10 protein-coding genes are annotated in these 13286 nt (G+C 53.4%); 6 read left to right on the top strand and 4 right to left on the bottom strand.

What is annotated here, in order from left to right; all coding sequences use genetic code 11:
• The first annotated feature begins 78 nt into the window (after positions 1-78).
• The 5 genes from dmsA (at position 79) to DVA44_RS16065 (ending at position 6082) form a co-directional block, all read left to right on the top strand.
• Positions 79-2523 carry a dimethylsulfoxide reductase subunit A gene (gene dmsA, locus DVA44_RS16085; RefSeq protein WP_114387529.1) on the top strand — a complete coding sequence of 815 codons (2445 nt, stop codon included), beginning with the start codon at positions 79-81 and terminating at the stop codon, positions 2521-2523.
• Between the two features lie 10 nt (positions 2524-2533).
• Entirely contained in the window at positions 2534-3151 is a 618-nt protein-coding gene (locus tag DVA44_RS16080; protein ID WP_039029496.1) for a DMSO/selenate family reductase complex B subunit, read from the top strand.
• A gap of 1 nt (position 3152) precedes the next feature.
• Complete coding sequence (locus tag DVA44_RS16075) at positions 3153-4016, top strand: dimethyl sulfoxide reductase anchor subunit family protein (protein WP_114387528.1); 864 nt, start codon at positions 3153-3155, stop codon at positions 4014-4016.
• Between the two features lie 275 nt (positions 4017-4291).
• Entirely contained in the window at positions 4292-5440 is a 1149-nt protein-coding gene (locus DVA44_RS16070; protein WP_103178912.1) for an MFS transporter, read from the top strand.
• 123 nt (positions 5441-5563) lie between these two features.
• Positions 5564-6082, top strand: a complete 519-nt coding sequence (locus DVA44_RS16065; protein WP_114315455.1) for an anti-virulence regulator CigR family protein — start codon at positions 5564-5566, stop codon at positions 6080-6082.
• Between the two features lie 34 nt (positions 6083-6116).
• Here the strand turns inward: DVA44_RS16065 and pflA are convergent, their stop codons facing one another.
• The 4 genes from pflA to ycaO form a co-directional block, all read right to left on the bottom strand.
• On the bottom strand, positions 6117-6857 hold the full coding sequence (gene pflA, locus DVA44_RS16060; protein WP_114315454.1) for a pyruvate formate lyase 1-activating protein: 741 nt from the start codon (positions 6855-6857) through the stop codon (positions 6117-6119).
• A gap of 202 nt (positions 6858-7059) precedes the next feature.
• On the bottom strand, positions 7060-9342 hold the full coding sequence (gene pflB, locus DVA44_RS16055) for a formate C-acetyltransferase (protein WP_103823382.1): 2283 nt from the start codon (positions 9340-9342) through the stop codon (positions 7060-7062).
• A 51-nt stretch (positions 9343-9393) separates the two neighbouring features.
• Positions 9394-10251, bottom strand: a complete 858-nt coding sequence (gene focA / locus DVA44_RS16050) for a formate transporter FocA (protein WP_139157106.1) — start codon at positions 10249-10251, stop codon at positions 9394-9396.
• Between the two features lie 405 nt (positions 10252-10656).
• Positions 10657-12417: a 30S ribosomal protein S12 methylthiotransferase accessory factor YcaO gene (gene ycaO / locus DVA44_RS16045; protein ID WP_114387527.1), complete on the bottom strand. Its 1761-nt coding sequence runs from the start codon at positions 12415-12417 to the stop codon at positions 10657-10659.
• A 138-nt stretch (positions 12418-12555) separates the two neighbouring features.
• Between ycaO and DVA44_RS16040 the strand changes: the two genes are divergently transcribed.
• Complete coding sequence (locus tag DVA44_RS16040; RefSeq protein ID WP_114387526.1) at positions 12556-13248, top strand: DUF421 domain-containing protein; 693 nt, start codon at positions 12556-12558, stop codon at positions 13246-13248.
• The last annotated feature ends 38 nt before the right edge of the window (positions 13249-13286 follow it).

Below are 13286 nucleotides of genomic sequence, written 5' to 3'. Positions count from 1 at the left end.
ACGCTATCCTTACATAAAAAACTATATAGCGGTGACTGCCGCACCTTTGAACTTTGTGAGCAACCAAAGTGAGAATCTATGAAAATAAAAACGCCTGAAGCTCTGCTGGCTGCTGAGGTGAGTCGACGTGGATTGATGAAAACCACGGCGATTGGCGGCCTGGCTGTTGCCAGTAGCGCATTCACATTGCCTTTTTCACGTCTGGCATCGGCTGCACAAGCCACTGAGACCGTTAAACCTGATGAGAAAGTGGTCTGGAGCGCCTGCACGGTGAACTGCGGCAGCCGCTGTCCGCTGCGCATGCATGTCGTTGACGGTGAAATTAAATACGTTGAAACCGACAATACCGGGGATGATAACTACGAAGGATTACATCAGGTTCGCGCCTGCCTGCGTGGCCGCTCGATGCGCCGCCGCGTCTACAATCCGGATCGCCTGAAGCAGCCGATGAAGCGCGTGGGTAAACGCGGAGAAGGCAAATTCGAACCCATCAGCTGGGAAGAGGCCTTTGATACCATCGCCGGTACGATGCAGCGTCTGATTAAGGATTACGGTAACGAATCCATCTATCTGAACTACGGCACCGGCACCCTCGGCGGCACCATGACCCGCTCCTGGCCGCCGGGAAAAACCCTGATCGCCCGTCTGATGAACTGCTGCGGGGGGTATCTTAATCATTACGGTGACTACTCAACCGCACAGATTGCCGCTGGCCTGAACTACACCTACGGCGGCTGGGCAGATGGCAACAGCCCGTCGGATATCGAAAACAGCAAGCTGGTAGTGCTGTTCGGCAATAACCCTGGCGAAACGCGCATGAGCGGCGGCGGGGTGACGTACTACGTTGAACAGGCCCGGGAAAAGTCGCAAGCCCGGATGATCGTCATTGACCCGCGCTATACCGACACCGGGGCAGGGCGCGAAGATGAGTGGATCCCCATCCGTCCCGGCACCGATGCAGCGCTGATCTCTGCCCTGGCGTGGGTCATGATCACTGAAAACCTCGTCGACCAGCCTTTCCTCGATAAATATTGCGTCGGCTACGACGAAAAAACGCTTCCTGAAGGGGCACCGGCGAACGGCCACTATAAAGCCTATATTCTCGGCCAGGGCAATGACGGCATCGCCAAAACTCCGGCCTGGGCTGCGGCCATCACCGGTATTCCTGAGGCGCGAATCATCAAACTGGCACGTGAAATCGCCGGGGCGAAGCCCGCGTTTATCTCTCAGGGTTGGGGGCCGCAGCGTCATGCGAATGGTGAACTGGTCTCCCGCGCTATCGCCATGCTGGCAATTTTAACCGGCAACGTGGGGATTAACGGTGGCAACAGCGGCGCGCGTGAAGGCTCATATTCACTGCCGTTTGTACGCATGCCGACCCTGGAAAACCCGGTTAAGACCAGCATCTCAATGTTTATGTGGACCGATGCCATCGAGCGCGGCCCGGAAATGACCGCCACCCGTGATGGGGTACGCGGCAAAGATAAACTCGACGTGCCAATTAAGATGGTCTGGAACTACGCCGGGAACTGCCTGATCAACCAGCATTCGCAGATCAACCGTACCCATGAGATCCTGCAGGATGACAAAAAATGCGAGTTGATTGTGGTGGTGGACTGCCATATGACCTCTTCGGCGAAGTATGCCGATATCCTGCTGCCAGACTGTACCGCCTCGGAACAGATGGACTTCGCCCTTGATGCCTCCTGCGGCAATATGTCGTACGTGATTTTTGCGGACCAGGCGATCAAACCGCGCTTCGGCTGCAAAACCATCTATGAGATGACCACAGAGCTGGCGAAACGTATGGGCGTTGAGCAACAGTTCACCGAGGGGCGCACCCAGGAAGGGTGGATGCGCCACCTGTACGAGCAGTCCCGCGAAGCCATTCCGGAATTGCCTTCATTTGATGAACTCCGCCAGCAAGGCATGTTCAAAAAGCGTGACCCGGAAGGGCATCACGTGGCGTATAAAGCCTTCCGTGCCGATCCTGTTGCCAATCCGCTGACCACCCCGTCAGGCAAAATTGAGATCTACTCCGCTGAACTGGCGCAGATCGCCGCGACGTGGGAGCTCGAGAAAGACGATGTGATCGATCCACTCCCGGTTTACAGCCCGGGTTTCGAAAACTACGACGATCCGCAGGTCAAAACCTTCCCGCTGCAGTTGACCGGCTTCCACTACAAAGCACGTACGCACTCTACCTATGGCAACGTTGATGTCCTTAAGGCGGCCTGTCGTCAGGAGATGTGGATCAATCCGCTGGATGCTAATGCCCGCGGGATCGCCAACGGTGACCGGGTACGGATCTTTAACAGCCGTGGCGAAGTACACATTGAAGCCAAAGTGACGCCGCGTATTCTGCCGGGCGTCGTCGCGCTAGGTGAGGGCGCCTGGTACAACCCGGACGCCAACCGCGTCGATCAGGCTGGCTGCATTAACGTGCTCACCACGCAACGCCCGTCGCCGCTGGCGAAAGGCAATCCGTCTCACAGTAACCTTGTTCAGGTTGAAAAGGCGTAAGGAGTAGCCGATGACCACTCAGTATGGATTTTTTATTGATTCCAGCCGCTGCACCGGGTGTAAAACCTGCGAGCTGGCCTGTAAAGACTATAAGGATCTGACGCCAGATGTCAGCTTCCGCCGTATCTACGAGTACGCGGGCGGCGACTGGCAGGAGGATAACGGCGTCTGGCATCAGAACGTCTTTGCTTACTATCTCTCCATTGCCTGCAACCACTGCGAAGATCCCGCTTGTACCAAGGTGTGCCCGAGCGGCGCGATGCACAAGCGCGACGACGGTTTTGTCGTGGTGAATGAAGATGTCTGCATCGGCTGTCGTTATTGCCATATGGCCTGCCCGTACGGCGCGCCGCAGTACAACGCCGCCAAAGGTCATATGACCAAGTGCGACGGCTGCCATGATCGTGTGGCTGAAGGCCATAAGCCGATTTGCGTTGAATCCTGCCCGCTACGGGCGCTGGATTTCGGTCCGATTGCTGAGCTGCGCCAGAAGTACGGCAAGCTGGCTGCGGTCGCGCCGCTGCCGTCGGCACACTTTACGAAGCCGAGTATCGTCATTAAACCCAATGCCAACAGCCGACCAACGGGTGATACCACCGGCTATCTGGCCAATCCAAAGGAGGTGTGAGATGGGAAGCGGATGGCATGAATGGCCGTTAATGATTTTTACCGTCTTCGGACAATGTGTGGCGGGTGGTTTTATTGTGCTCGCGCTGGCGCTGTTAAAAGGTGATCTGAATTCTGAACAACAGCAACGTCTGGTGCTGAGCATGTTTGGCCTGTGGGTGCTGATGGGGATCGGCTTTATCGCCTCTACGCTGCATCTGGGCTCACCGATGCGCGCGTTCAACTCCCTCAACCGCGTGGGTGCTTCGTCACTCAGTAATGAGATCGCCAGCGGGGCGATCTTCTTTGCTGTTGGTGGTCTGGGCTGGCTGCTCGCCGCAATGAAGAAACTGCCTGCCGGGCTGCGTAGCCTGTGGCTGATTGTCACGATGGTGCTGGGTGTGGTGTTCGTCTGGATGATGGTTCGGGTCTATAACACAATCGACACCGTGTCTACCTGGTACAGCGTCTGGACCCCAATGAGCTTCTTCCTGACGATGTTTATCGGCGGGCCGCTGCTCGGTTTCCTGCTGCTGCGCGTGGCGGGTGTGGATGGCTGGGCCATGCGTTTATTGCCTGCCGTCTCCCTGCTGGCGCTGGTGGTGAGCGCCCTCGTTGCCCTGATGCAGGGGGCGGAGCTGGCAACCATCAGCAGCTCCATTCAGCAGGCGTCAGCTCTGGTGCCGGATTACGGCTCGCTGATGGCCTGGCGCGTGGTGCTGTTAGCGGCCGCGCTGGCCTGCTGGATTGTGCCGCAGCTTAAAGGCTATCAGCCTGCGTTACCGTTGTTGTCGCTGGCATTTGTGCTGGTGCTGGCGGGCGAATTACTGGGTCGCGGCGTATTCTACGGTCTGCATATGACTGTTGGAATGGCTGTCGCCAGTTAACGCTAATCTTTGTTATAGAAAGCCGGGACTTAGTGCCCGGTTTTTTTTATTTTCGATCATGAAATTTTTCTACTGTCGTTTGGCTTCAATTTTGTCTCTATATAAACAAAAACAAACACATAAATATTATTGATAGCCGCCATTCCATTAGCAGGATGAGTTTTTTCAATCGACGAGGATCATATCGTGCTTGCGGCTCAAGAGGGTGGATTGACTTTGTTTTTGCCAGTGGCATGATGCGCACGAAATCTGAACTTCCTCACGGTTTTTAATCCATGTCGACCTATACCCGGCCAGTGCTCCTGTTGCTCTGTGGCCTGCTTTTGCTGACCCTCGCGATCGCGGTGTTAAATACGCTCGTCCCGCTGTGGCTCGCCCATGAAAATTTACCGACCTGGCAGGTTGGCATGGTCAGCTCGTCCTTTTTTACCGGCAACCTGCTGGGAACATTAATGACGGGAAGCCTGATCAAACGCTTTGGCTTTAACCGCAGCTATTATCTGGCGTCGCTTATTTTTGCTGCCGGCTGTGCCGGGCTGGGGCTGATGGTTGGCTTCTGGAGCTGGATGGTCTGGCGCTTTATTGCCGGCGTAGGCTGCGCCATGATCTGGGTGGTCGTGGAAAGCGCCCTGATGTGCAGCGGCACCTCCCGCAACCGTGGGCGTCTGCTGGCGGCCTATATGATGGTCTATTACGTCGGGACAGTCCTGGGTCAGCTGATGGTCAGCAAGCTGCCAACCGACCTGATGAGCGTCCTGCCGTGGGTCACCGGTATGGTGCTGGCCGCTATTCTGCCGCTGCTCTTTACGCGCATTGTGAATCAGAGCAGCGAGCACCAGGAAGCGACCCACGTCTGGCCGATGCTGAGACTGCGCCAGGCGCGTCTGGGCGTTAATGGCTGCATCATCTCCGGGATTGTACTGGGCTCGCTGTATGGCTTGATGCCGCTCTATCTCAACCATCAGGGGGTGAGTGATTCCGGTATCGGTTTCTGGATGGCGGTGATGGTTAGCGCCGGGATTGTTGGACAGTGGCCGGTGGGGCGTCTTGCCGACCGCTTTGGGCGCCTGCTGGTGCTGCGCGTTCAGGTCTTCGTGGTGATCATGGGGTGCTTTGCCATGCTCAGTAATGCCGCCATGGCGCCTGCACTGTTTATTCTGGGCGCGGCGGGCTTTACCCTCTATCCGGTGGCGATGGCCTGGGCCTGTGAGAAAGTGGAGCATCATCAGCTGGTGGCGATGAACCAGGCGCTGCTGCTGAGTTACACCATCGGCAGTTTGCTGGGGCCGACCTTTACCGCCATGCTGATGCAGAATTATTCTGACAATCTGCTGTTTATTATGATCGCCAGTGTGTCGTTTATTTATCTCTTAATGTTGCTGCGCAAAGCGGGCGAACACCCGACGCCAGTGGCGCATGCCTGAACAAATAAAAGCCTGTCGATGACAGGCTTTTTTGTCTCTGTCACATCTAAGAGTTTTACGCATTGTTTGTTTATCATGCCAGGCGATAATTCAGATGCGTTCTACCACTAAAAGGCAGCGATCATGTCTACTCGTCGTTTTACCACTACCGCGCTGGCAGTAGTGTTGTCTTTATCATTTGCAACTGCACCTGTTATGGCTAATCCAGGCAATGGGAATGGAAATGGCCACGGCAATGGCGGTGGGCAAGGTAATAGCGGTAATCATGGGAACGGAAATTCCGGGAAGGGGAATTCCGATAATCATGGTAATAAACAAAATAACGGTAACCACACTTCCGGCAAATCAAATAAAAGCGTAAGAGAGGATGTGGATGCACGTGTCAGTTACGATCATGCCCGTCATCTGGCGTTAAACTATGGTTTAACAGGTTATGACTCACTGCCGCCGGGGATTGCGAAAAACCTCGCCCGCGGTAAACCGCTGCCGCCGGGAATTGCGAAAAAGACCGTACCGGCTTCAATGTTAGGTCAATTGCCTTCTTACCCTGGTTATGAATGGCGGGTAGTCGGCAAGGATCTGGTCTTAATTGCGCTGAGTACGGCAATTGTGACGACCATTATTAATGGTGTCTTTGACTAATAAATAGAACGCCCGGTAAAGACCGGGCGTTTTGTTAATACATGACCTTGTGACCGTACTGCTCCAGAATGCCTTTCACGCGTTCCATGGTCTCTTTCTTCGGCGGCTTCACGCCATCAAGTTTGTATTCTTCGCCCATCGCCACCCATTTATGTTTGCCCAGCTCGTGATACGGCAGCAATTCAATTTTCTCGACATTACCCATATCGCGCGTGAACTCACCCAGGCGGTGGGCAGAGTCATCATCATCTGACCAGCCTGGAACGACGACATAACGGATCCAGGTTTTGATGCCTTTGGCGGAGATGTATTTTGCGAACTCCAGAGTGCGGTGGTTGGAGACCCCCACCAGGTTCTGGTGGATTTCATCATTCATCTGCTTAAGGTCGAGCATCACTAGATCGGTGACTTCCAGCAGTTCATCGATCACCGGATCGTAGCGACGAACAAAGCCGTTGGTATCCAGACAGGTATGAATACCCTCTTTACGGCAGGCGCGGAACCAGTCGCGCACAAACTCGGCCTGCAGGATCGCTTCCCCGCCGGATGCGGTTACGCCGCCGCCAGAGGCGTTCATAAAGTGGCGATAGGTCACCACTTCTTTCATTAATTCTTCAACGGTGACCTCTTTGCCGCCGTGGGTATCCCATGTATCGCGGTTATGGCAATACATGCAGCGCATCAGGCAGCCCTGGAAGAAGGTAATAAAACGGATGCCCGGGCCATCGACGGTGCCACAGGACTCAAAGGAGTGGATGCGACCAATAGTTGACATTGCGGTGATATCTCCAGGTTCGGCCCTTCCGGGGCCTGTTTATGTGCACAACTCGGAGGCTGTGTCGAGTCTGTTTTGGCTGTTATCCATTCATTATAGATAGCGGGCAAAAGAGACTACGGAGCGGGAGGTGTTAAAAAGGCCCCACTTGCGTGGAGCCTTTATTGTACGCCTTTTACTGCGCGATTTCAGTCAAATCCACTTACATGGACTGAGTGAAAGTACGGGTAATAACGTCTTTCTGCTGCTCTTTAGTCAGCGAGTTAAAACGTACTGCGTAGCCAGATACACGGATGGTCAGCTGAGGATATTTCTCAGGGTGTTCCATCGCGTCGAGCAGCATTTCACGGTTCATGACGTTCACGTTCAGGTGCTGACCACCTTCGATGGTCGCTTCATGATGGAAGTAACCGTCCATCAGACCCGCGAGGTTGGTTTTACGCACTTCGTCATCTTTACCCAGCGCATTTGGAACGATAGAGAAGGTGTAAGAGATACCATCTTTAGCGTAAGCAAACGGCAGTTTTGCTACGGAGGTCAGAGAGGCAACAGCACCTTTCTGGTCACGGCCGTGCATTGGGTTAGCACCTGGTCCGAATGGCGCGCCAGCACGACGTCCGTCTGGGGTGTTACCGGTTTTCTTACCATACACAACGTTAGAGGTGATGGTCAGAACAGACTGAGTCGGGATAGCGTTACGGTAGGTAGTGAGTTTCTGAATTTTCTTCATGAAACGTTCTACCAGGTCAACCGCCATGTCATCAACGCGAGCGTCGTTGTTACCAAACTGCGGGTATTCGCCTTCGATTTCGAAGTCGATAGCCAGACCATCTTCGTCACGAATTGGTTTAACTTTCGCATATTTGATAGCAGACAGGGAGTCAGCCGCAACGGACAGACCTGCGATACCACATGCCATGGTGCGCACTACGTCACGGTCGTGCAGCGCCATCAGAGAGGCTTCGTAGCTGTACTTGTCGTGCATATAGTGAATAACGTTCAGCGCGGTGACGTACTGTTTAGCCAGCCAGTCCATGAAGTGATCCATGCGATCCATGACTTCGTCATAGTTCAGCACGTCGCCTTTGATCGGCTCAGATTTAGGACCAACCTGCATTTTCAGTTTTTCATCAACGCCGCCGTTGATTGCGTACAGCATGGTTTTCGCCAGGTTTGCACGCGCACCGAAGAACTGCATTTGTTTACCAACAACCATTGGGCTTACGCAGCAAGCGATAGCGTAGTCATCGTTGTTGAAGTCAGGACGCATCAGGTCATCGTTCTCATACTGCAGAGAAGAGGTATCGATGGAGACTTTAGCGGCAAATTTCTTGAAGTTCAGTGGCAGTTTTTCAGACCACAGAACGGTGATGTTCGGCTCCGGAGAAGGACCCATGGTGTACAGGGTGTTCAGGAAGCGGAAGCTGTTTTTGGTTACCAGAGTACGGCCATCTACGCCCATACCACCGATGGATTCCGTTGCCCAGATTGGGTCACCAGAGAACAGCTCATCATATTCTGGGGTACGCAGGAAGCGAACCATACGCAGTTTCATGACCAGGTGGTCAATCATTTCCTGAGCGTCTTGTTCAGTGATTTTGCCTGCTTTCAGGTCACGTTCGATGTACGCATCCAGGAAGGTGGATACACGACCGAAGGACATTGCTGCACCGTTCTGAGACTTAACAGCAGCCAGGTAACCGAAGTAGGTCCACTGGATCGCTTCCTGAGCGTTGGTTGCAGGGCCGGAGATATCGCAACCGTATTTCGCTGCCATCTCTTTGATCTGACCCAGCGCACGGTGCTGTTCAGCGATTTCTTCACGCAGACGGATAGTGGCTTCCAGGTTTACGCCATTCTCCAGGTCAGACTGCAGAGACTGGAACTGGGCGTATTTGTCTTTCATCAGGAAGTCGATACCGTACAGCGCAACGCGACGGTAGTCACCGATGATACGGCCACGGCCATACGCATCTGGCAGGCCGGTCAGGACGCCAGATTTACGGCAGTTCAGGATGTCTTTGGTGTATACGTCAAACACGCCTTGGTTGTGGGTTTTGCGGTATTCGGTGAAGATTTTTTTCAGCATTGGGTCCAGCTCGCGATTGTACGCTTTGCAGGAACCTTCAACCATTTTGATACCACCGAACGGGATAATCGCACGTTTCAGTGGCGCTTCAGTTTGCAGACCAACAATCTTCTCGAGGGACTTGTTGATATAACCCGCGTCGTGAGAAGTGATGGTGGACGCGATGGAGGTGTCGAAATCAACAGGCGCGTGAGTGCGGTTTTCCTGCTTAACGCCTTCCATAACGCTATCCCACAGGGCAGTGGTTGCGTCGGTGGCACCGGCCAGGAAGGATTCGTCACCTTCATATGGGGTGTAGTTTTTCTGGATGAAGTCACGAACGTTGACTTCATTCTGCCAATCACCTTTGGCAAAACCTTCCCATGCTGTGGCTAACTTTTCATTAAGTTCGGACATGTAACACCTACCTTCTTAAGTGGATTTTTTATTTACTGCCTGAGACAACCGTTAATGATGGTTATCGCCACGCAGGTAAATGACCCAGTATGTCAACCCAACCAGCAGACCACCGCCGATAATGTTCCCGATTGTGACTGGGATCAGGTTATCAGTAATGAAGTTCATAACGGTCAGGTGAGAGAAATTCTCCGGGCTTGAACCAACAGCGGTCCAGAACTCCGGGCTGGCAAAGTCACGGATTACGATACCGAAAGGAATCATAAACATGTTTGCAATGCTGTGTTCAAAGCCGCTGGCGACGAACATGGCGACGGGCAGTACCATAATCATGGCTTTGTCCATCAGGCTGCGGCCGGAGTAACTCATCCAGACGGCCAGGCAGACCATCAGGTTCGCCAGGATGCCAAGGGCAACGGCTTCAATAAATGTGTGGTGCATTTTATGGTCGGCGGTTTGCAGGACATTCAGACCCCAGCCGCCGTTGGCTGTCATATACTCCCCGGACAACCACATCAACAGGACAAACAGTAAACATCCAATCAGGTTACCGATATAAACGTTAATCCAGTTTTTGGCCAGTTGACCCCAGGTGATTCTGCCGCTGGCTTTCGCCACGACGATGAGTACCGTCGAGGTAAAAAGATCGGCGCCGCAGATGACGCAGAGAATCAGACCCAGCGAGAAACAGATGCCACCAATCAGCTTGGCAATACCGAAAGGCATTGCGGCGGTACCGGTAGTGGCAGTGATATAGAAAACAAAAGCGATGGAGATGAACACGCCAGCGGTAATCGCCAGGAAGAACGTCGTCATCGGTTGTTTTGTTGCTTTATAGACACCCGCTTCTTCGGCAACTTTTGCCATCGCAGCTGGGAGTAAAAGATCAAAAGGGTTGTCAGCTTTCACACTAACTCTCTCTTTATTAAGTCGGCGACGAGATACTAACAAAGCATTATAGAAGAGAAATTGATGTAGATCATATCTCGCCTGGCTTATAGGCCCGCAAACTGCGTGGTTTTATAGCAAATGCGGATTAAGTTCTTGATTATCCTGATAAAAATAAATTTTAAAAGTTACAAAATGAGTTGATTTTTTTCTCCTGACCCTCTCCCGGACAGTTAATTAAAATGGAGTATTTCATATAAATAGTAACAATACTCGGCAAGCTGGAATTATTATAGCTACCAATATTTAACTTTATTATTACAACTAAAATTTATTACCGCGCAAATAAAAAACGGGGCAATAAAATTGCCCCGTAATATAACGTAGGCGATTGTATTCGCCTACTGTTTGTAATGGTATGTAACGTTATTTAGCCCAGTACGCGCTTTTGGCTTTCTGCAGTTTCTCATAGGCCTTCAGCAAGGACTGGTGAGCAGGGAAGGCTTTCAGATCGCTGTCCACGGCCTGCAGGCCATAGAACGGCGCTTCGCCGCTCAGGGCCGCGCTGGCGTTCTCTACCGCTTCGGCACCGTACATACGGGTGAAGGCGTTGAGATACTGCAGCGGCTGACGATCTTCTTCCTGCGCCAGCAACAGCAGCGTCTGCAGGCAACGGTAGTAGTTCGCACGCTCTGCGCTGTATACCGAGGCGTTGAATTCGATGGTCCATTCGGTCCAGATCAGTGCCTGTTCCAGATCGCCGCCTGCCAGCGCCAGCATCGCCTTCAGCTCGCCAATACGCAGGGTGTACCAGCCATTGTCTTTACCCGTTGCCAGGCCCAGCAGCTCGCGTACGCGGGTAAAGTCATCGTGGCCTTCGTCGTCCAGCTGAGTAATGAGGTTCAGGTAGTCCTCTTTCTCCCATGCGCTCTCTGGCAGCGCCAGCAGGGTTTCGCGCAGGTGGCTACCCATGCTGTTATTGGCCAGCCACAGATCTTCCACCGGATAGATGTCGGACATACCCGGCACCAGAATACGGCAGGCGTAGACGCCCAGGTGTTCATAATCGGCGATGTACACTTCCTGCCCTTCGGCAGTGAAGATAGCCATCAGCGTGGCGAACTCTTCTTCCGTGGTCCCGGAGAAGCTCCAGTCAACAAACGGATAATCCGCGTCCTGCTTGAACATATCCCAGGAGATAGAGCCGCTGGAGTCGATGAAGTGCGTCTCCAGGTTGGCATGCTCAGCCACTTCTTCATCATCGAAGGTTGGCGGGGTAAAGACGTCGAGATCTTTCAGGCTGCGACCCTGCAGCAGCTCGGTAACGGTACGCTCCAGCGCCACGCCAAAGTCCGGGTGCGCGCCGAAGGAGGCGAAGCAGGTACCGTTCGCCGGGTTGAACAGCACTACGCAGATCACCGGGTATTTACCGCCCAGAGAGCCGTCATAGGCAAAGATTGGGAAACCTTCGGCTTCCAGTTTGGCAATGGACTCCACCACGCCCGGGTAGCGGGCCAGCACGTCAGCCGGGATCTCCGGCAGGCTGATGGATTCCGCAATAATGCGGTTTTTGATATGGCGCTCAAAGACCTCGGACAGGCCTTGTACGCGCGCTTCGTTGCGGGTGTTACCCGCGGACATGCCGTTGGAGACATAGAGGTTACCAACGATGTTCATCGGAATGTAGACGGTTTGCTCGTCAGACTGACGGGTAAACGGCAGGGCGCAGATACCGCGATCTTCATTACCTGACTGCAGATCGATCAGCATGCTGGCGGTCAGCTGATTGTCCAGATCGTAGAACGCGCGCAGGCGATCGTCGAGGATCCCTTCCGGCAGTTCGTCATCTTCGGTCAGCGGGAACCATTTTTCATTCGGATAGTGAACAAACGGGCCATTCGCCACGGTCTCGCCCAGCCAGAAATCAGCAAAGAAATAGTTGGTAGACAGACGCTCAAAATACTCACCCAGCGCAGAGGCCAGCGCCGCTTTTTTGGTCGCGCCTTTACCGTTGGTAAAGCACAGCGCGCACTCTTTATCGCGAATATGCACGGACCAGACGTGGGGAACCGGGTTGAGCCAGGAGGCTTCTTCGATGTTAAAACCCAGGTCGGTCAGTTTTTGCTGGAAGCGAGCGATGGAATCTTCCAGGGCGGCGTCTTTGCCGGGGATAAACGTTTGAGTCATGGCGATCACTTATATCGTACGGAAAGCGCGCAATGATACGGGTTTTGCATGACAGGCGCTATCTTCCCGGCGGTTTCGGCGAAAATAAAAGGCTGGGCTATGCTTATATCCAGTAACCTACTGTAAAGGAATATAAAAATGAAAGCATTCGATCTTCAACGAATGGCCTTTGATAAAGTACCCGTTGAGTTTTTAGGCGAGGTAGCGCTGCGAAGTCTCTATACCTTTGTACTGGTTTTCCTGTTCCTCAAACTTACCGGACGACGCGGCGTGCGTCAGATGTCGCTCTTCGAAGTGTTAATCATTTTGACCCTAGGGTCGGCGGCGGGGGACGTGGCGTTTTATGACGATGTGCCGATGATTCCCGTCTTTGTTGTTTTCATCACCCTGGCGTTGCTCTACCGGCTGGTGATGTGGCTGATGTCGAAAAGTGAAAAGCTGGAAGATCTGCTTGAGGGCAAACCGGTCGCCATTGTCGAAGAGGGCAAACTGGCTTGGGAAAAAGTAAAGCGCGCCAATATGACCGAGTTTGAGTTCTTTATGGAACTGCGGGTGAGCGGCGTCGAGCAGCTTGGGCAGGTTAAGCTTGCCATTATGGAGACCAACGGGCAGATAAGCGTCTATTTTTACGATGATGACCAGGTTAAACCCGGATTGTGCATATTGCCGGATGAATTTGTAGAACGTTTTATGACGATACCGGAAGTCGGTGACTACGCCTGCCGACGCTGTGGCCATGTTGAGTCTCTGCAGGCCGGGGCGCATCAATTATGTCCACGCTGCACGAATCCGGAATGGACGAAGGTTAGCCGGGCCAAACGCATCACCTGACAGCGATTTTGTCGGTTTTGTGACAGCCCGCTGGCAGA

The sequence above is a fragment of the Leclercia sp. W17 genome (assembly GCF_003336325.1).
Lineage (GTDB): Bacteria > Pseudomonadota > Gammaproteobacteria > Enterobacterales > Enterobacteriaceae > Enterobacter.
This window is presented reverse-complemented; position numbering and strand designations above follow the sequence as displayed.

Bases quoted from the DNA above. Each gene is read 5' to 3' on its own strand.
- dmsA (WP_114387529.1), top strand. From the start codon at position 79: ATGAAAATAAAAACGCCTGAAGCTCTGCTGGCTGCTGAGGTGAGTCGA.
- DVA44_RS16080 (WP_039029496.1), top strand. From the start codon at position 2,534: ATGACCACTCAGTATGGATTTTTTATTGATTCCAGCCGCTGCACCGGG.
- DVA44_RS16075 (WP_114387528.1), top strand. From the start codon at position 3,153: ATGGGAAGCGGATGGCATGAATGGCCGTTAATGATTTTTACCGTCTTC.
- DVA44_RS16070 (WP_103178912.1), top strand. From the start codon at position 4,292: ATGTCGACCTATACCCGGCCAGTGCTCCTGTTGCTCTGTGGCCTGCTT.
- DVA44_RS16065 (WP_114315455.1), top strand. From the start codon at position 5,564: ATGTCTACTCGTCGTTTTACCACTACCGCGCTGGCAGTAGTGTTGTCT.
- pflA (WP_114315454.1), bottom strand. From the start codon at position 6,857: ATGTCAACTATTGGTCGCATCCACTCCTTTGAGTCCTGTGGCACCGTC.
- pflB (WP_103823382.1), bottom strand. From the start codon at position 9,342: ATGTCCGAACTTAATGAAAAGTTAGCCACAGCATGGGAAGGTTTTGCC.
- ycaO (WP_114387527.1), bottom strand. From the start codon at position 12,417: ATGACTCAAACGTTTATCCCCGGCAAAGACGCCGCCCTGGAAGATTCC.
- DVA44_RS16040 (WP_114387526.1), top strand. From the start codon at position 12,556: ATGAAAGCATTCGATCTTCAACGAATGGCCTTTGATAAAGTACCCGTT.